This is a genomic window from Bacillus sp. FSL R12-0074 (assembly GCF_038005725.1).
Taxonomy (GTDB): domain Bacteria; phylum Bacillota; class Bacilli; order Bacillales; family Bacillaceae_G; genus Bacillus_A; species Bacillus_A mycoides.
The window spans coordinates 3,695,153-3,714,150 of the sequence record NZ_JBBOTR010000001.1 but is presented as its reverse complement, the minus strand read 5'-3'; the positions used below and the strand labels follow the sequence as shown (position 1 = coordinate 3,714,150).

The window sequence follows — 18,998 nt, the reverse complement described above, 5'->3', positions numbered from 1 at the left end:
GTTTTACTTTACGTAGGTTATCACATTAGCGAAAAATATTTTGAAGTTCTTTATCCATTCTCTCAAACTCGTTAGCTACCGAATGAATATTATCAACCGCTTGTTGAAAGGCGACAGAAAATTGTTTCGTCAAATCTAAAACTTGTTGGTTCGCTTCCTGTGCTTTGGAGTTAACAGATAGTGTTGTACGCGTCGCCTTTGTTATAGAATGACTTGTTGCACTTTGAATCCTGTCAGAGGCCGATCTCATTTTCGTAGCAATTTGTGTTGCTGTTTGTAAATTACTTTGGAATTTTCCCATCGTATAAACCCTTTCTATATTTCTATGAACGTATTAAAGAAGGGGAGTGCCTAGTATGTATGTCCATTATCCTATTGTTCTTTATAGGAACCCTCCTGGAAAAATATTGCAAATATAATTATAACAATAAATGGTTAAAGTTTCCTCAAAAAAATATATTTTACAACATATGTGTTTGTTATAGTTCTCAAAAGGTAATGTAGTATAACATAGAGGTAAAACACGAATGGGAAAGTAATAAATTGATGCTAATGATCTATGTATACAATTTAGAGAATTAAACAAATTTAATTTCTCATGTTGTTTACATATATAATAGAAGATAATAAAAAAACTGCATATTTTCATTGGTGTCATCATGTTGGTGTAAACCTCATGCGCCTAATGGCTACAAAAGACATCTACTTCGTACCATTTGGCCAAGATGCACCAGAGAAAAAACCGAACTCAATGGTAGCTCGTATGGAGTTACTTGAAGATACAGTATTGGAAGCGCTACAAGGAAAACAGTTACAACCTGTTGTTGTAGAAAAATTCAGATATATGAATTAAAAAACGAAAAAAACGTACAATTTTTGTTGAAACCATCATTCTTACTGTAGAATATGATAAAATTAACGTTATTAAGATTAGAGGGGGCATTGTAAGCTCCTTCTAATTCTAAGTTATAGAAGGATTGGTATCTAGAAAGGGGCATAGTGATGGAAAAGCAAAAAACTTTTCATGTCGCTGTAGTTGGAGCAACCGGCGCAGTTGGTGAACAAATGTTAAATACTTTAGAGAAACGAGAATTTCCAATTGGGAAGTTAACGTTACTTTCATCTAAACGATCTGCAGGTAAGAAACTTGTATTTAAAGGCGAAGAATTTACAGTTCAAGAGGCAACTCCTGAAAGTTTTGAAGGAGTAGATATTGCACTATTTAGTGCAGGTGGATCTGTATCGAAACAATTAGCGCCAGAAGCAGCAAAGCGCGGTGCAATTGTTGTTGATAATACAAGTGCATTCCGTATGACAGAAAACGTGCCACTTGTTGTACCTGAAGTAAATGAAAATGATTTAAAAGAACATAATGGTATTATTGCAAATCCAAACTGTTCTACAATTCAAATGGTAGTAGCTCTTGAGCCAGTTCGCCAGCAATATGGTTTAAAACGAGTAATCGTTTCCACATATCAAGCTGTATCAGGTGCTGGTGCGGCAGCTATTGAAGAACTTCATGAACAATCACAAGCAATCTTAAATGGCGAAGAAGTAAAGGCGAATGTTTTACCTGTATCAGGTGACGAAAAGCATTTCCAAATCGCTTTTAATGCTATTCCACAGATTGATAAATTCCAAGATAATGGATTTACATTCGAAGAAATGAAAATGATTAATGAAACGAAAAAAATTATGCATATGCCTGAATTAGAAGTAGCTGCGACATGTGTACGTTTACCAGTTGTATCGGGTCATTCCGAGTCTGTGTACATTGAAGTAGATAAAGAAGGCGTAACAGTAGAAGAAATGAAAAACTTACTTGCAAATGCAGAAGGTATTGTACTGCAAGATAATCCGGCAGAGCAGTTATATCCAATGCCAGCTACTGCAGTAGGTAAAAATGAAGTATTCGTTGGAAGAATCCGTAAAGATTTAAATAATGATAAAGGATTCCACCTTTGGGTCGTATCTGATAACTTATTAAAAGGCGCTGCATGGAATTCTGTTCAAATTGCAGAGCGCTTAGTAAAATTACAATTAGTGTAAACGGCTAAGAGAAGGTGCAAAATATGAAAATTATAGTTCAAAAATTTGGTGGTACATCAGTACGTGATGACAATGGGCGCAAGCATGCGCTTCACCATATAAAAAAATCGTTAGCTGCTGGTTATAAAGTAGTTACTGTCGTATCAGCAATGGGCCGTAAAGGTGAACCGTATGCAACTGATACGTTATTAAGTCTTGTAAATCAAGAGGAATCTAATATTTCTAAACGTGAGCAAGATTTATTATTATCATGCGGAGAATTAATCTCAGCAATTGTTTTCTCTAACATGTTGAATGAGAATGGTATAAAAGCAGCAGCATTAAATGGTGCGCAAGCTGGTTTTGTAACGAATAATGACTTTACGAATGCTAAGATTATTGAAATGAATTGCGATCGTATACATGAAGAGTTACAAAATGTAGATGTTATCGTCGTGACTGGATTCCAAGGTCAAACGAAAAATGGAGATACGACAACACTTGGACGCGGAGGTAGTGATACCTCAGCTTCAGCATTAGGTGTTGCGCTTCATGCTGAATATATCGATATCTTCACAGATGTTGAAGGTGTTATGACTGCGGATCCTCGTATCGTAAAAGATGCACGTCATCTTCAAACTGTAACATATAACGAGATTTGTAATATGGCTTATCAGGGTGCGAAAGTTGTTCATCCGCGTGCGGTTGAAATTGCGATGCATGCAAAAGTACCACTTCGTGTACGTTCTACGTATTCTGATAGTGAAGGTACGCTTATTGCGGCATATGATGGTGCTACAAAAGGGCAGGATGTAGAAGAACGTCCTGTTACAGGGATTGCCCATGTGTCAAACGTAACGCAAATTAAAGTGCTTGCAAAAGAAACTGCATATGATTTACAACAACACGTGTTTAAAGAAATGGCTAATGAAGGGATTAGTGTGGACTTAATTAACATTTCTCCTACCGGTGTAGCTTACACAGTAAAGGATAGTGTATCAGCGCGCGCAGTTGAGGTTTTAAAGCAACTTGGATATGATCCAGTGGTGACAGAGCATTGTGCGAAGGTTTCTATCGTTGGTGCTGGAATGGCAGGTATTCCAGGAGTTACAGCGAAAATTGTCACAGCTTTAGCGGAAAAAGGTATTCAAATTCTGCAATCAGCAGATAGTCATACGACAATTTGGGTTCTTGTAAAAGAAGCCGATTTAGTGGAGGCTGTGAATGCATTACATAGTGCATTTGAGCTTTCAAAAGAAAAGCAACTGGAACAATAAGGAGTGAGATCATGATAGATTTTGGGACAATTGCAACCGCGATGGTAACACCGTTTGATAAAAATGGTAATATCGATTTTGCAAAGACAACGAAATTGGTAAATTATTTAATTGATAACGGTACAACAGCAATCGTGGTAGGAGGGACGACTGGAGAATCTCCTACATTAACATCAGAAGAAAAAGTAGCGTTATATCGCCATGTCGTATCTGTTGTCGATAAAAGGGTGCCCGTCATCGCTGGAACAGGTAGCAATAATACGCATGCTTCTGTCGATTTAACAAAAAAGGCAACTGAAGTTGGTGTTGATGCAGTTATGCTAGTGGCACCGTATTATAATAAACCGAGTCAAGAAGGGATGTACCAGCACTTTAAAACAATCGCTGAAAGCACTCCGCTTCCGGTAATGCTATATAATGTTCCAGGACGATCTATTGTACAAATCTCCGTTGATACAGTTGTTCGTTTATCAGAAATAGAAAACATTGTTGCGATTAAAGATGCAGGCGGCGATGTATTAACAATGACAGAAATCATTGAAAAAACAGCGGATGACTTTGCAGTATACAGCGGTGATGATGGTTTAACATTACCAGCTATGGCAATTGGAGCAAAAGGTATTGTTTCTGTAGCATCTCATGTTATCGGGAATGAAATGCAAGAAATGATTGCTGCATTCCAAGCTGGAGAGTTCAAAAAAGCGCAGAAATTACATCAATTACTAGTAAAAGTAACGGATGCACTATTTATGGCGCCGAGCCCAACACCAGTAAAAACAGCATTACAAATGGTGGGATTAGATGTAGGTTCTGTACGTTTGCCACTTCTTCCATTAACGGAAGAAGAAAGAATAACGTTACAATCCGTAATGCAATCTATTCCTCGTTAATAAAAATGACCTAGTGTGAAACTAGGTCATTTTTATTTTGACTAACTATATGTAAGTGATGAAAATTAGCTATAGTTAATAGGCTGTAATAAGAAGGGGATGGCAGGGGGGAGAATTAGTAAGAAACTGATTACAGAGATAAGGTTTTTTTAGTGAATATCGTTTCATGTTTATGTAAAGAATTTACATAAATATTTTTCCATCAAACTCTTATTACGTAGGGAAAATAGTAAAACTGATATGAATTTTGCCCTCTTAAATTATAATCTCATTTTAGTGTCTTCTCTTGTCTTTCGCATAATTTAACTTGTGTTCTATTTCTTGTATCAGTTATAATATGGCTAAGTAGCTTAGTACGGGTATGCTTAGCAAAATTGGTAAAAATTACGATTTAATGAAATTTTCATATCATATCGAATAAGATATTTGATTTATATAATGAAAGAGAGGTGAAACCTGGTTTAAAAAATTAACAAGGACATGATATCGCATAACGGTAAGGACATTCGTCTTGGACGGTGAATATATGGTGGTTGTAGAGTTTCCCCTGGTGTCTCTGCAATTTTAGTGAAATCAGTGTTTGCAAGATTTTTAAACCAGGCAACAACATGAAGAGAAAAGAGAATGAGTCTGTTAAAGTATTTGCTCTTGGCGGAGTAGGTGAAATCGGAAAAAACATGTACTGTGTTGAAATTGATTCTGAAATCTTTATTGTAGATGCCGGATTGATGTTCCCGGGAGATGAAATGTTTGGGATTGATATTGTTATTCCTGACATTACATATTTAGTAGAAAATCAAGAGCGAGTAAAAGGACTATTTATTACCCATGGTCATGAAGATCATATTGGTGGAATTGTTTATGTGCTTCGTAAATTATCTATTCCAGTATATGCGACGAAATTAACGGTAGGACTTATACAAGAAAAGATTGGCGAAGCAGGAATGTTAGGCCGTGTAGACTTAAAAACAATTGACTCGAATTCAACAGTAGAGTTTAATTCAACAAATGTGTCATTCTTCGGAACGACACATAGTATTCCGGATTCTGTGGGTGTTTGTTTCCATACATCAAAAGGTGCTGTAGTATATACAGGAGACTTTAAATTTGATCAAACTCCAATCGGAAATAGTGGAGCAGATCTTGGGAAAATGGCGCAAATTGGAAATGAAGGCGTACTTTGCTTGTTATCTGATAGTACAAACGCTGAACGTCCTGGGTATACAGGTTCGGAAAAAGAAGTTGGTATAGAGATTTCTAAAGTATTCTATAGTTCAGAAGGGCGTATTATTGTTGCTTCATTTGCCTCCAATGTACATCGTATTCAACAAGTGTTTGATGCAGCTGCTGAAACTGGAAGGAAAGTAGCGGTAGTAGGACGTAGCATGGTGAAAGTGGTAGATATTGCAAGACGTCTTGGTTATTTAGATGTTCCAGAAGGTATGGTTATTTCATTACAAGAAATAGACAATTTCCCGGAAAAAAAGGTAGCTATCTTAACGACTGGTAGTCAAGGGGAACCGATGGCAGCCCTTTCTAGAATGGCGAAACAAGCTCATAAACAAATTTCAATTCGTAAAGGTGATACTGTTATTATTGCAGCTTCTCCAATTCCAGGAAATGAAGTATCTGTATCAAAAATTATTGACTTGTTATTTAGATCTGGTGCTGAGGTTATTTATTACGGTGAAAGAAAAGTTCACGTTTCAGGTCATGGTAGCCAAGAAGAATTAAAGCTGATGATAAATTTAATGAAGCCGAAGTATTTTGTACCCGTACATGGTGAGTTCCGTATGCAAAAAGCACATGCGTATTTAGCGGAAGATGTAGGTATTGCGAGAGAGAATATCTTTATCGTAGAAAAAGGCGATGTAATTGCTTTTGGTGACGATGAAGCAAAATTAGCTGGTAAAGTGCAAGCTGGTAATGTTTTAATTGATGGATTAGGTGTAGGTGACGTCGGTAACATCGTTCTTCGAGATAGAAAGATGTTATCTCAAGATGGAATTTTAGTTGTTGTTGTAACACTTGGTAAGGATGAAAAGAAAATAATCTCTGGTCCAGAAATTATTTCACGTGGCTTTGTATATGTTCGTGAATCAGAAGCATTAATCGAACGATCCACAGATATTGTACGTATGATTGTTGAACAATCAATTAAAGAATATACAATTGAATGGTCTATGTTGAAACAAAATATTCGTGAATTATTAGGGCAGTTCTTGTACGAAGAAACGAAGAGAAAGCCAATGATTTTACCGATTATTATGGAAGTATAAAGAAGGTCACCTTTACAGGTGATCTTTTTCTTTTTTAACCCTATCGAATGAAATTCATAACTTAAGAAATAATAGTTATATACGAGTGAAAGGGGATGCGATATGACAGAACGTGATCGTTATACAAATGAAGAAAAAGAAGCTGAGCCGAAAGAAGTTCCAAAAGAGGCTTCTATAGTGGAGAAAATTCAGCAACTTGGACAGACAAATGTACCACAAATGAATGAATCGCGTATTCATTGCTTAACAATTGTTGGGCAGGTGGAAGGTCATATTCAGTTGCCACCACAAAATAAAACAACAAAATATGAACACATCATTCCGCAAATTGTCGCGATTGAACAAAATCCAAAAATTGAAGGTTTACTGTTAATATTAAATACAGTTGGGGGTGACGTTGAAGCTGGATTAGCGATTTCTGAAATGGTGGCTTCGCTTTCAAAACCAACTGTATCTCTTGTTTTAGGAGGAGGGCATTCAATCGGTGTACCGATTGCGGTCTCAACTGATTATTCATTTATTGCCGAAACAGCGACGATGACAATTCATCCGATTCGTTTAACAGGTCTTGTTATAGGTGTGCCACAAACATTTGAGTATTTGGATAAAATGCAAGAAAGAGTCATTCGATTTGTGACAAAGCATTCGAAAGTAACGGAAGATCGTTTTAAAGAGCTTATGTTTGCAAAAGGGAATTTGACGCGAGATATTGGGACGAATGTAATAGGTGGAGATGCAGTGAAATATGGTCTTATAGATGGTGTCGGTGGTATTGGTAGCGCACTTCGAAAATTAAACGAATTAATTGATGAACGCAAGGATAATAGTACAGAAGGGACAATGCTACAATGATTTTATATACAATTATGCCAGAGCAACTTGTGTATCCGGCCGATTATTCACAATGCGAAAGCCAAAAAGTTGTGAATATAAATGGCGTGGAATTAGTGGTTTCTGAGGAGGATAATCAATGTTACTCTATTGTACGTGTATTAAGTACGAATCCGTCTCACTACCTAGAGTTTGAGCCTGGACAGAAAATTACCTTTTAGCAAAAAGAAGGATTTTGTTTAGGAGCTATGGTATAATATAAAAAACAAGACGGTTGAGCAGCCATGAGTAGGCTGCTTTCTTCTGTTTATTTAACATTTTACAAGAAGTGTAAAAATAGAAGATATAAAGACCTGAAAAATAGAGAGAAAGACATGTAAGTAGAGCTTTTTTATAAGAAAGTTGTACTTAATTTTTAGAACACGAGGTGAAGAAATGGCAAAACAAAAGCAAAGAGGGACGAAGGCTAAGGCAAGACGTACGATAAAGCCAACTTTGTATTATGAAATCGTCGGGTTGACTCTTTTTGCACTTTCGATTATTACGATTTTACAGCTAGGTGTTGTAGGGAAATCGTTTGTGTTATTTTTTCGCTTCTTCTTTGGTGAGTGGTACATAATTGGTGTGTTAGGTGTAATAGCTTTATCTGTTGCGTTTGTAATAAAGCGGGGATGGCCCAACCTTTTAAATAAACGGCTAATAGGTGTTTATTTAATTGTACTAGCAATATTAATGTTTAGTCATATTACATTATTTAACCTGCTTACGAAAGATGGAGCTGTGCAAAATACTTCTGTAATTGTTAGTACAAAAGATTACTTCTTCCTTGAAATGAAAAAGGGCCCGGATAGTGTTCATTTAGGTGGTGGTATGTTCGGTGCACTGATGTTCGCAACGTGCTACTTCTTATTTGACGAAGTAGGGGCATATATCATTGGAATTATTTTAGTTATTCTTGGAATACTTTGTATAACAAATAAACATATTGGAGAAGTACTTGCTCCGGTAGGGAGAATTCTTAGAAGTCAGTTTCAAGTAATGCAAGGGGATTATAAAGATTGGAAATCTCAAAGGGTCGCCGAGCAAACTGAAAAGAAAAAAACAACAAGAAGCAAGAGGCGTGAACGTGTTGCTGAACAAGAAGAAGCTATTGAGCCAGTAGAAGAAATAGAAATTGGTCCACCAATTATTTCGAATTTTACTGAGAATTATCCAGTACGTGAAGAGACGGAAAAGCAGATAGAAGAAAATGATTTAATCACTCCTCCGTTTATTGAAGAGGCAGTTCCGCCTGCGCCAGAAGAACAACCTCACAAGAAACGAGGAGAAAAAATCGTTGAATCGCTAGAAGGTGAAACGAAAGCACCTCCTATGCAATTTTCTAATGTGGAAAATAAAGATTATAAGCTTCCTTCGCTGGATATATTAAAGTTTCCCCAAAATAAGCAAGTTACAAATGAAAATGCGGAAATTTATGAAAATGCTCGTAAATTGGAACGTACATTCCAAAGTTTTGGTGTGAAAGCGAAAGTAACAAAAGTACATAGAGGTCCTGCAGTTACGAAATATGAAGTGTATCCTGATATGGGAGTAAAGGTAAGTAAAATTGTTAGTTTAAGTGATGATTTAGCGCTTGCTTTAGCAGCGAAAGACATTCGTATTGAAGCACCTATTCCCGGGAAATCAGCTGTAGGGATTGAGGTTCCGAATTCAGAAGTTTCTATGGTAACGCTGAGAGAAGTTCTTGATTCAAAGGCGAATAACCACCCAGAAGAGAAGTTATTAATCGGTCTTGGACGTGATGTTACAGGAGAGGCTGTATTGGCACGTTTAAATAAAATGCCCCATTTATTAGTAGCTGGTGCGACTGGTAGTGGAAAGAGTGTATGTATTAATGGAATTATTGTAAGTATTTTAATGCGTGCAAAACCGCATGAAGTAAAATTAATGATGATTGATCCGAAAATGGTAGAGTTAAATGTATATAACGGTGTTCCGCACTTATTAACACCAGTCGTAACTGATCCGAAAAAAGCATCACAGGCTTTGAAGAAAGTTGTGAGTGAAATGGAGCGTCGTTATGAATTATTCGCGCATAGCGGTACGCGTAACATTGAAGGATATAATGATTATATTAAAGAACATAATAGCCAATCGGAAGCGAAACAACCTGAATTACCATATATTGTAGTAATTGTGGACGAGTTAGCTGATTTAATGATGGTTGCTTCTTCGGATGTAGAAGATGCGATTATGCGTTTAGCGCAAATGGCACGTGCTGCTGGTATTCATTTAATTATTGCAACTCAGCGCCCGTCAGTTGATGTTATCACAGGTGTTATTAAAGCGAATATTCCATCGCGTATTGCATTTGCTGTATCTTCCCAAATAGATTCTCGAACGATTCTTGACGGTGGTGGTGCAGAAAAGTTGCTAGGTCGTGGAGATATGTTATTCATACCAATTGGTGCATCGAAACCTGTTCGTGTACAAGGGGCGTTTTTATCAGATGATGAAGTTGAGAGAGTCGTAGAATCTGTTATTGCCCAGCAAAAAGCGCAATATCAAGAGGATATGATTCCACAAGATGTTCCTGAAACAAAGCAGGAAGTAGAAGATGAATTATACGATGAAGCGGTTCAGCTTGTAGTAGAAATGCAAACAGCATCTGTTTCTATGTTACAACGTAGATTTAGAGTAGGATATACGCGAGCAGCTCGTTTAATTGATGCCATGGAAATGAATGGTGTAGTAGGTCCTTATGAAGGTAGTAAACCAAGGGGAGTACTCATTAAAGATGTGCAAGAAAAAAGTTCTTAAAAAAAGCCTAATTGTTTTTACAATTAGGCTTTTTTATATGCTGTTTTTGTTATATACTATAGTCATTGACGAAGAAAGGGCTTACATCTTTAATGGTCCTTTAGAATACGAATGCTTATCGTTTTGGTTTTCAAAACGTTCGATATTTAATGTAGAAAAATGTTGAATTCTGTTGACACATATGGGAGCAAGTGGTAAGATTACTTCGAAAAGAATCACTGCCTCATATAATCTTGGAGATAAGGTCCATAAGTTTCTACCTGGCAACCATGAATTGCTAGACTATGAGGGGAAAAGTGTGTAACAAAGGATGTAAGGAATCTTTGTGCCGAACTTTTTCTCTATATGAGAAATGTTTATGGTACAAAGTTTTTTTTATGGAATAAAGTGTGAAAATTTCATCTTGAAAAATTATTAATATTTATTCGACAATTACGCTTATTTTTAGTATTTAGTAATTTATACTATGTTGTAAGTTGAAAAAAGAGAAAAGAAGTCTTACATCAGAGGTCGAATAATTGAAATGCGGGGGGAGTCTTATGTCAGTAAAATCCGATAGTCGTCACCTATATTTGCGGGTGATTGATCACATCAAAGGAAAAATTAAAGATGGGGCTTACAAAGAAAAACAAAAGTTACCTTCAGAGTTTGATCTAGCGAAAGAACTTGGTGTAAGTAGGGCAACTTTAAGGGAAGCACTACGTATTTTAGAAGAAGAAAATGTTGTTATTCGTAGACATGGTGTAGGGACATTTGTAAATGCGAAGCCGTTATTTTCTTCTGGAATAGAGCAACTTTCTAGTATTACAGATATGATTTCTAGTGTGGGGAAAACACCAGGAACAATCTTTTTATCATCATCTACAACAACTTTAACAGAAGAAGAAAAAGAGAAATTTAATTGTGAAGATGCTTTTAGCGCAGTAATGATTGAACGTGTTCGTACAGCGGATGGGGAACCAGTTGTATATTGCATTGATAAACTGGCAAAAGAGATATTACCAGATTTATCGGGATACAATGAGGAATCGCTGCTTACAGTAATACATAATAATACGCACAAGCGTATCACATACGCAGTTGCTCACATTGAACCGATTGGTTATCACCCGAAAATTTCACCGATTTTAGAATGTGAACCTGAAACGGCACTGCTAGTTTTAAAACAAATGCACTATGATCAAAATGATGAGCCAATCTTATATTCTATTAATTACTTTAGAGCTGATAAGTTTAGCTTCCACGTATTAAGAAAACGTATGTAGGGAAGTTCCTTTTTAGGGAGGTGACAGCAAGAAGTAAGGGACAGCAGCGTATGAATCATTAGACAAAACATTTCAGGAGGGGTTTCTAGTATGAAGAAAAAAACAGGTCTTTTATTATCGTTAACGTTAGCAGCAAGTACAGTGTTAGGTGCATGTGGTAACTCGGATAAAGCGGACAGTGACAAAAAAGGGGATAAAGAGTTTAAGGTTGGTATGGTTACAGATGTTGGGGGCGTTGATGACAAATCATTTAACCAATCAGCTTGGGAAGGTTTAACAAAATTCGGTAAAGACAACGATTTAAAGAAAAATGAAGGATATCGTTACCTTCAATCAAGTAAAGATGCTGATTACATTCCAAATTTAACGAAATTTGCGAAAGATAATTATAACACAACATTTGGTATTGGATACTTAATGGAAAAATCAATTGAAAAGGTGGCTGAACAGTATCCAAAAGAGCAATTTGCGATTGTAGATACTGTTGTAAAGAAGCCAAACGTAACAAGTATTACATTTAAAGACCATGAAGGTTCATTCCTAGTTGGAGCTGTAGCAGCGATGACAACAAAATCAAATAAAGTTGGTTTTGTTGGTGGTGTGAAGAGTCCATTAATTACAAAATTCGAATCAGGTTTTAAAGCTGGTGCAAAAGCAGTAAATCCAAATATCGAAATTGTATCACAATATGCTGATGCATTTGATAAGCCAGAAAAAGGATCTGTATTAGCTTCAGCAATGTACGGTCAAGGCGTTGACGTAATTTACCATGCTTCAGGTGCAACTGGTAACGGTGTATTCACAGAAGCGAAAAACCGTAAGAAAAAAGGTGAAAATGTTTGGGTAATCGGTGTTGACCGTGACCAAAATCAAGAAGGCATGCCTGAAAACGTAACTTTAACTTCAATGGTAAAACGTGTTGATGTTGCAGTAGCAAAAGTAGCGCAAGAAGCGAAAGATGGTAAGTTAAAAGGCGGTAAAGTAGAAGAGTTCGGCTTAAAAGATGATGGCGTTGGTATCGCGAAAACAACTGATAATGTGAAAAAAGTAAACCCAGAAATTTTAACAAAAATAGAAGAGTTTGAGAAGAAAATCACTGCTGGTGAAATTAAAGTACCTGCAACTGACGAAGAATATAAAGCATATGAAGCTTCTCTAAAGAAATAATGATAGAGAAATAGCAAAGGTTAGTTCTTAGAACTAACCTTTGTATATATAAAAATACTTTTAATAGAGTGTAATTGGGGAGTGTTCCCTGCTAGAAGGAGGAACAAAATGGAATACGTAATTGAGATGAACAATATTACAAAAGTATTCCCAGGTATTGTAGCGAATGACGATATTACGCTGCAAGTAAAACAGGGAGAGATACACGCTTTACTTGGAGAAAATGGTGCAGGGAAATCAACGTTGATGAATGTACTGTTCGGTTTGTATCAACCAGAACAGGGCGAAATTAAAATTAAAGGAACCCCTGTAAAAATTACAAATCCGAATATAGCAAATGACCTTGGAATTGGGATGGTCCATCAGCACTTTATGCTTGTTCATAATTTTACAGTTACAGAGAATATCATTCTTGGAAATGAGCCGAAGAGAAAAGGGAAAATAGCTGTTGAAGAGGCTGCAAAAGAAATTAAACAATTATCTGAACAGTACGGTTTAGCTGTTGATCCAAATGCAAAGATTGAAGATATTTCGGTTGGGATGCAGCAAAGGGTTGAAATATTAAAGACGCTTTATCGTGGTGCGGAGATTTTAATATTCGATGAACCGACTGCAGTGTTAACTCCTCAAGAAATTCATGAGTTGATTCAAATTATGAAAAAGCTTGTGCAAGAAGGAAAATCTATCATTCTTATTACACATAAATTAAAAGAAATTATGGAAGTTTGCGATCGTTGCACAATTATTCGTAAAGGTAAAGGAATTGGTACAGTTGACGTTGCGAAAATGGATGAACATAAACTTGCAGAATTAATGGTCGGACGTCAAGTGAATTTTAAAACAGAAAAAATAGGGGCCAAACCGAAAGAGGAGGTTCTGTCTGTTGCGAATCTTGTCGTTCATGATGCACGCCAATTACCTGCTGTAAAAGGCCTTGACTTAACTGTTCGTGCAGGAGAAATCGTTGGTATTGCAGGGATTGATGGAAATGGTCAAAGTGAATTAATAGAGGCGATTACTGGTTTACGAAAAGTTGAGTCAGGTTCTATTGCAATTAAAGGAAAAGAAATAACGAATTGGCCTGTTCGAAGAATTACAGAGGAAGGAATTGGTCATATTCCAGAAGACCGTCATAAACACGGGCTAGTTCTTGATTTTTCTGTTAAAGACAATATAGTTTTGCAAACATACTATAAAAATCCATTTTCAAAGAAGGGGATTTTAAATTTTAGCAAAATCACAGAGAAAGCAAAGGCGCTTATTGAACAGTTTGATGTACGTACGCCTAGCGAACAAACATTAGCGCGTGCTCTATCAGGTGGAAATCAGCAGAAAGCTATCATTGCACGTGAAGTAGATCGTAATCCAGATTTATTAATTGCAGCACAGCCAACACGTGGTTTAGATGTAGGTGCGATTGAATTTATTCATAAAAAATTAATCGAGCAGAGAGATAATGGGAAAGCAGTATTACTTCTATCGCTAGAACTGGATGAAATTTTAAATGTAAGTGATCGAGTTGCTGTTATATATGAAGGTAAAATTGTAGCAATTGTCGATGCGAAAGAAACAAATGAACAACAGCTTGGTTTGTTGATGGCTGGCGGAACGGAGAAAGAGAAGGTGAATACAAATGGCTAAAAAATTTTTAACGGAGCGAACAATTAACATTTTAGTTCCTGTATTATCCGTTATTTTTGGTTTACTTGTTGGTGCCATTGTAATGTTAGTTAGTGGATATGATCCAATTGTTGGGTATGCAGCGCTTTGGGAAGGAATGGTTGGAAATCCGCAGGCTATCGGTGAGACGCTACGTACGATGATTCCACTCGTGTTAGCTGGTCTGTCTGTTGCATTTGCGTTTCGTACAGGTCTCTTTAATATTGGGGTAGAAGGACAATTATTAGTTGGATGGCTTGCCGCTGTCTGGTTTGGATATGCAGTATCGTTACCAGCATTTTTGCATATTCCGTTATCTATTTTAGTAGCCGCGATTGCCGGTGGTTTATGGGGATTTATACCTGGATATTTAAAAGGAAAGCTTAAAGTAAATGAAGTAATTGTCACAATTATGATGAACTACATTGCACTTTATGTTACGTATGATCTTATTAAACGTTTTATACATGAAGGTAATGAGAAATCTTATGATGTACAAGCGAGTGCTTCATTAGCTTCTGATTGGCTATCTTCACTGACAGATGGATCTCGTTTGCACTGGGGAATTGTTGTAGCTATTTTAATTGCTATTGTAATGTGGTTCGTATTAGATAGAACTACGTTAGGATATGAGTTGAAATCGGTTGGTTTTAACCAAAATGCATCGCAATATGCAGGGATGAAAGTCTCTCGTAATGTTGTATTATCAATGACAATTGCTGGCGCTTTTGCTGGAATTGGTGGGGCAATGGAAGGTCTAGGAACATTCCAAAGTATGACGGCAATGACATCGTTTACTGGTATTGGATTCGATGGGATTGCGGTAGCTCTTCTTGGAGGAAATAATCCGTTTGGTATATTATTATCGGCTTTACTGTTCGGTGGTTTGAAAAGTGCAGCCCCGCAAATGAATTTTGAAGCAGATGTACCTTCTGAGTTAATTAATGTTATTATCGCATGTATTATTTTCTTTGTTGCTTGCAGTTATGTTTTACGCTGGGCACTTACACGCATGAGCAAGGAGGAGAAATAAATGAGCTTTATAGATATTTTAGCCATTCTTGTGACTGGTACGTTATATACGGCAGCGCCACTTATTTTTACGGCGTTAGGTGGAGTGTTCAGTGAACGTTCTGGGGTTGTAAATATAGCCTTAGAAGGTTTAATGTTATTTGGTGCATTTACTGGTATCGTTACAACGTTATTAATGGGTGATACGTGGGGAGCAATGACTCCTTGGATTGCACTATTATTTGCAGCTATTGGTAGTGGGTTATTTGCACTTCTTCACGCAGTAGCGTCCATTACATTCCGCGCGGATCAAGTAGTAAGCGGGGTAGCGATTAACTTTTTGGCTCTCGGTTTAACAGTATTTGCGATTAAGAAAATCTTTGGTAAAGGACAGACTGATTTTATTCAATACCGAATTGAAAAAATCGATGTTCCAGGACTTTCGGATATTCCGGTAATCGGGAAAATCTTTTTCTCAAATGTACCGTTAACATCGTATATTGCCATTATTTTAGCATTTGTTGTTTGGTACATTATTTATAAAACACCGTTCGGTCTTCGTCTTCGTGCTGTTGGTGAACATCCAATGGCAGCAGATACGATGGGGATTAATGTATATAAAATGCGTTATATTGCAGTTTGTATATCTGGAATGTTTGCAGGAGTGGGTGGTGCGGTCTTCGCAATGTCGATTTCTGGTAACTTCTCAGGTGCTACAATTACTGGACAAGGTTTCTTAGCACTAGCAGCTATGATCTTTGGTAAATGGAATCCACTTGGTGCTCTTGGAGCAGCGCTGTTCTTCGGATTTGCTCAATCACTTGGGATAACAGGTGGTACAATTCCTATATTAAAAGAAATTCCAAGTGTATTCTTAACGATATTACCGTATGTATTTACAATATTAGCACTCGTTGGTTTTGTAGGCCGATCTGAAGCTCCGAAAGCATTAGGAACGCCTTATGAAAAAGGAAAACGATGAGTATTTAGAAAGTATAAAAAAAGCTCGCACATTAGTGCGGGCTTTTTTACATAGAATATATTTAATACGGAATTTTACTATGTTCCTTACATATTAAAGTTTTTAGAAAGACTCAAATGTAAGCATAATAAGGAAGAAAAGTTGATTTTTTATTTCTAAAAACTGTATATTGAAGAGGAATATTCCTACATACGTAAAGGAGGGCTATTAATGAAACTAATGGAACAGCAACTGCATGAATTAGGTGGCTTGCGAGTACATATTATTCCGACTGATAAATATAAAACAAATACCTTTGTATTTCGTTTTAAAGCACCTTTAAATGAGGAGACGGTGACAGAGCGTGCCTTATTGCCATACGTATTGCAAAGTGCGACAGAAAAACTGCCTTCTGTAATTCGTCTTCGTCAATATTTAGAAGAATTATATGGATCTTCTTTAGCGGTAGATGTAAGTAAAAAAGGGGAAGACCATATCATCTCTATTTATGTAGACATTGCAAATGAATCATATTTACGCGATGCACCACCGTTATTTGAAAAAGCGCTTTCTATGTTATCTGATATTGTTTTACATCCAGCAACAGAAGGGGACGGTTTTTTAGCTTCTATTGTAGAAAGTGAGAAACGAGCACTCTTGCAACGAATTGAAGCTACTTATGATGATAAAATGCGTTATGCAAACGAGCGTTTAATTGCAGAAATGTGCAAAGTAGAACCATATCGCTTAAGTGCAAATGGGAAAAAAGAAAGTGTTGCTTCTATTACAAATGAAAGTTTGTATCAATATTATCAAAAAGTGTTAGCTGAAGATGAGATGGATTTATATATCATTGGTGATATTTCAGAAGATGCTGTGGAGCTTGTAAATAAGTATTTTTCGATTTCACCTCGCGCTATGAAAGAGAGAAATGTACTTCTTCATAAACGAAATAATGAAGAAAAAGAAATTGTTGAAAAACAAGAACTAAAGCAAAGTAAATTAAATATCGGCTATCGCACATTCATTACGTATAAAGATGAAGATTATTTTGCATTACAATTGTTTAACGGATTATTTGGAGGGTTTTCTCATTCGAAGTTATTCGTAAATGTCCGTGAAAAAAATAGTTTAGCGTACTATGCAGCATCGAGATTTGAAAGTCATAAAGGTTTGCTCTTTGTTATGTCTGGAATTGAAGCGAAGAACTTTGAAAAAGCTGTTGAAATTATTAAAGAACAGATGAAAGCAATGCAAAGTGGTGATTTTTCAGAGGAAGAGATTCAGCAAACGAAAAGTGTAATTCAAAATCAAATCTTAGAGGCAATTGATACACCACGTGGTTTTGTTGAAATGCTTTATCACGGGGTGATTTCAGAGCGTACGCGTCCAGTTGAAGAATGGCTAACGGGCATAGAAAGCGTGACGAAAGAAGAGATTGTGAAAGTTGCTAATAATATTGAACTAGATACAATTTACTTTTTACATGGAACGGAGGGAGAATAAATGGAGAAAATTGTGTATGAGCAATTAAAAGAGACGCTATATTATGAAAAACTTCCGAATGGATTAGACGTATATATCTTACCGAAACAAGGCTTCAACAAAACATTTGCAACATTTACGACGAAGTACGGTTCTGTTGATAATACATTTGTACCGCTTGGAAAAGAAGACATGACTCGTGTACCAGATGGAATTGCTCATTTCCTTGAGCATAAATTGTTTGAAAAAGAGGATCATGACGCGTTTCAATTGTTTAGTAAACAAGGTGCTTCAGCGAACGCTTTTACATCTTTTACAAGAACCGCTTATCTCTTTTCCTGTACATCAAATGTAGAGAGAAATTTAAATACGTTGTTAGACTTTGTACAAGAACCGTATTTCTCTGAAAAAACGGTTGAAAAAGAAAAAGGTATTATCGGTCAAGAAATTCAAATGTACCAAGATAACCCAGACTGGCGTTTATACTTTGGGTTAATCGATAGTTTGTTTGTGAAACATCCAATTAAAATTGATATTGCAGGGACGATTGATTCTATTAGTAAGATTACAAAAGACCTACTGTATGAATGTTATGAGACTTTTTACCATCCGAGCAACATGTTATTATTTGTTGTTGGAGCGATTGATCCTGAAAAAACAATGGATTTAGTTCGTGAAAATCAAGCGAAAAAAGATTACGAAAATCAACCAGAAATCGTTCGCTCTTTTGAAGAGGAACCAGAAGAAGTAAATGAAAAGAAAAAGATTATTTCAATGCCTGTTCAAACTCCAAAATGTTTAGTTGGTATTAAGGCAACGAATTTAAAAGAAAAAGGGCAAGCTCTGTTAAAACAAGAAATTGCACTTACATTACTTTTAGATTATTTATTTGGAAAAGGGTCAGTTCATTACGAATCTTTATATAATGAAGGTCTTATTGATGATTCGTTCTCGTATGACTATACAGAAGAAAATAACTTCGGTTTTGCAATGGTTGGTGGAGATACGAAGCACCCTGATGAATTGGCAGAGCGATTAAAAGGTATTTTACTACAAACGAATTATGATCAGTTAGATGAGACTGCGCTGGAAAGGGTGAAGAAAAAGAAAATTGGTGGATTTTTACGATCGTTGAATTCACCTGAATATATTGCAAATCAGTTTACACGATATGCGTTTAATGAATCTAGTTTATTTGATGCTCTTACAGTGTTAGAAGGATTAACTGTTCAAGACCTACAACAAGCAGCAAAAACATTATTAATTGAAGAGAAAATGAGTGTCTGCCAAGTGTTACCAAAAAAATGAAGTAATATGTGAATAAA

General features: G+C 36.4%; 15 protein-coding genes, 1 pseudogene and 1 riboswitch. Of the genes and pseudogenes, 15 read left to right on the top strand and 1 reads right to left on the bottom strand.

The features are described from left to right. Window positions 1-25: 25 nt before the first annotated feature. Window positions 26-301, bottom strand: a complete 276-nt coding sequence (locus NSS97_RS19150) for a TIGR04197 family type VII secretion effector (protein WP_107886455.1) — start codon at window positions 299-301, stop codon at window positions 26-28. A gap of 363 nt (window positions 302-664) precedes the next feature. On the opposite strand from NSS97_RS19150, the pseudogene spoVFB reads away from it, so the two are divergent. The 15 genes and pseudogenes from spoVFB to yfmH all read left to right on the top strand — a co-directional run. After that, window positions 665-853: pseudogene (gene spoVFB, locus NSS97_RS19145) on the top strand (dipicolinate synthase subunit B); the annotation flags it as partial. Between the two features lie 149 nt (window positions 854-1,002). Then, a complete protein-coding gene (asd, locus tag NSS97_RS19140) occupies window positions 1,003-2,049 on the top strand; it encodes an aspartate-semialdehyde dehydrogenase (protein WP_002014577.1) in 1,047 nt (348 codons plus the stop codon). Between the two features lie 23 nt (window positions 2,050-2,072). After that, on the top strand, window positions 2,073-3,305 hold the full coding sequence (dapG, locus tag NSS97_RS19135) for an aspartate kinase (RefSeq protein WP_002137918.1): 1,233 nt from the start codon (window positions 2,073-2,075) through the stop codon (window positions 3,303-3,305). Between the two features lie 11 nt (window positions 3,306-3,316). Then, on the top strand, window positions 3,317-4,195 hold the full coding sequence (dapA, locus tag NSS97_RS19130; protein ID WP_002014579.1) for a 4-hydroxy-tetrahydrodipicolinate synthase: 879 nt from the start codon (window positions 3,317-3,319) through the stop codon (window positions 4,193-4,195). A gap of 608 nt (window positions 4,196-4,803) precedes the next feature. Further along, window positions 4,804-6,474 carry a ribonuclease J gene (locus NSS97_RS19125; protein ID WP_341113801.1) on the top strand — a complete coding sequence of 557 codons (1,671 nt, stop codon included), beginning with the start codon at window positions 4,804-4,806 and terminating at the stop codon, window positions 6,472-6,474. A 102-nt stretch (window positions 6,475-6,576) separates the two neighbouring features. After that, window positions 6,577-7,326 (top strand): translocation-enhancing protein TepA, encoded by a 750-nt coding sequence (gene tepA / locus NSS97_RS19120; RefSeq protein WP_002014582.1) that lies wholly within the window; start codon window positions 6,577-6,579, stop codon window positions 7,324-7,326. Further along, on the top strand, window positions 7,323-7,526 hold the full coding sequence (locus NSS97_RS19115) for a YlzJ-like family protein (protein ID WP_002088064.1): 204 nt from the start codon (window positions 7,323-7,325) through the stop codon (window positions 7,524-7,526). Before tepA ends, NSS97_RS19115 begins: the two co-directional genes overlap by 4 nt. A gap of 214 nt (window positions 7,527-7,740) precedes the next feature. Continuing rightward, on the top strand, window positions 7,741-10,125 hold the full coding sequence (locus tag NSS97_RS19110; protein ID WP_002014584.1) for a DNA translocase FtsK: 2,385 nt from the start codon (window positions 7,741-7,743) through the stop codon (window positions 10,123-10,125). A gap of 203 nt (window positions 10,126-10,328) precedes the next feature. Further along, window positions 10,329-10,430, top strand: a riboswitch (purine riboswitch). Window positions 10,431-10,664: 234 nt separating this feature from the next. Next, complete coding sequence (locus tag NSS97_RS19105) at window positions 10,665-11,390, top strand: GntR family transcriptional regulator (protein WP_002088063.1); 726 nt, start codon at window positions 10,665-10,667, stop codon at window positions 11,388-11,390. 90 nt (window positions 11,391-11,480) lie between these two features. Beyond that, window positions 11,481-12,557 (top strand): BMP family lipoprotein, encoded by a 1,077-nt coding sequence (locus NSS97_RS19100; RefSeq protein WP_044442918.1) that lies wholly within the window; start codon window positions 11,481-11,483, stop codon window positions 12,555-12,557. Between the two features lie 108 nt (window positions 12,558-12,665). Beyond that, complete coding sequence (locus NSS97_RS19095) at window positions 12,666-14,198, top strand: ABC transporter ATP-binding protein (protein WP_002128712.1); 1,533 nt, start codon at window positions 12,666-12,668, stop codon at window positions 14,196-14,198. Continuing rightward, window positions 14,191-15,249, top strand: coding sequence for an ABC transporter permease (locus NSS97_RS19090; protein WP_044442920.1), 1,059 nt, complete (start codon window positions 14,191-14,193; stop codon window positions 15,247-15,249). Before NSS97_RS19095 ends, NSS97_RS19090 begins: the two co-directional genes overlap by 8 nt. Further along, a complete protein-coding gene (locus NSS97_RS19085; protein ID WP_002066758.1) occupies window positions 15,250-16,209 on the top strand; it encodes an ABC transporter permease in 960 nt (319 codons plus the stop codon). A gap of 210 nt (window positions 16,210-16,419) precedes the next feature. Continuing rightward, the gene (yfmF, locus tag NSS97_RS19080) at window positions 16,420-17,694 is read left to right on the top strand and encodes an EF-P 5-aminopentanol modification-associated protein YfmF (protein ID WP_044442922.1); all 1,275 of its coding nucleotides are present in this window, start codon (window positions 16,420-16,422) and stop codon (window positions 17,692-17,694) included. Further along, window positions 17,695-18,981 (top strand): EF-P 5-aminopentanol modification-associated protein YfmH, encoded by a 1,287-nt coding sequence (gene yfmH, locus NSS97_RS19075; protein WP_044442924.1) that lies wholly within the window; start codon window positions 17,695-17,697, stop codon window positions 18,979-18,981. Window positions 18,982-18,998: the final 17 nt, after the last annotated feature.

Bases quoted from the DNA above. Each gene is read 5' to 3' on its own strand.
- NSS97_RS19115 (WP_002088064.1), top strand. From the start codon at position 7,323: ATGATTTTATATACAATTATGCCAGAGCAACTTGTGTATCCGGCCGAT.
- NSS97_RS19090 (WP_044442920.1), top strand. From the start codon at position 14,191: ATGGCTAAAAAATTTTTAACGGAGCGAACAATTAACATTTTAGTTCCT.
- NSS97_RS19095 (WP_002128712.1), top strand. From the start codon at position 12,666: ATGGAATACGTAATTGAGATGAACAATATTACAAAAGTATTCCCAGGT.
- NSS97_RS19085 (WP_002066758.1), top strand. From the start codon at position 15,250: ATGAGCTTTATAGATATTTTAGCCATTCTTGTGACTGGTACGTTATAT.
- asd (WP_002014577.1), top strand. From the start codon at position 1,003: ATGGAAAAGCAAAAAACTTTTCATGTCGCTGTAGTTGGAGCAACCGGC.
- NSS97_RS19100 (WP_044442918.1), top strand. From the start codon at position 11,481: ATGAAGAAAAAAACAGGTCTTTTATTATCGTTAACGTTAGCAGCAAGT.
- NSS97_RS19150 (WP_107886455.1), bottom strand. From the start codon at position 301: ATGGGAAAATTCCAAAGTAATTTACAAACAGCAACACAAATTGCTACG.
- dapG (WP_002137918.1), top strand. From the start codon at position 2,073: ATGAAAATTATAGTTCAAAAATTTGGTGGTACATCAGTACGTGATGAC.
- NSS97_RS19110 (WP_002014584.1), top strand. From the start codon at position 7,741: ATGGCAAAACAAAAGCAAAGAGGGACGAAGGCTAAGGCAAGACGTACG.
- tepA (WP_002014582.1), top strand. From the start codon at position 6,577: ATGACAGAACGTGATCGTTATACAAATGAAGAAAAAGAAGCTGAGCCG.
- NSS97_RS19125 (WP_341113801.1), top strand. From the start codon at position 4,804: ATGAAGAGAAAAGAGAATGAGTCTGTTAAAGTATTTGCTCTTGGCGGA.
- NSS97_RS19105 (WP_002088063.1), top strand. From the start codon at position 10,665: ATGTCAGTAAAATCCGATAGTCGTCACCTATATTTGCGGGTGATTGAT.
- yfmH (WP_044442924.1), top strand. From the start codon at position 17,695: ATGGAGAAAATTGTGTATGAGCAATTAAAAGAGACGCTATATTATGAA.
- yfmF (WP_044442922.1), top strand. From the start codon at position 16,420: ATGAAACTAATGGAACAGCAACTGCATGAATTAGGTGGCTTGCGAGTA.
- dapA (WP_002014579.1), top strand. From the start codon at position 3,317: ATGATAGATTTTGGGACAATTGCAACCGCGATGGTAACACCGTTTGAT.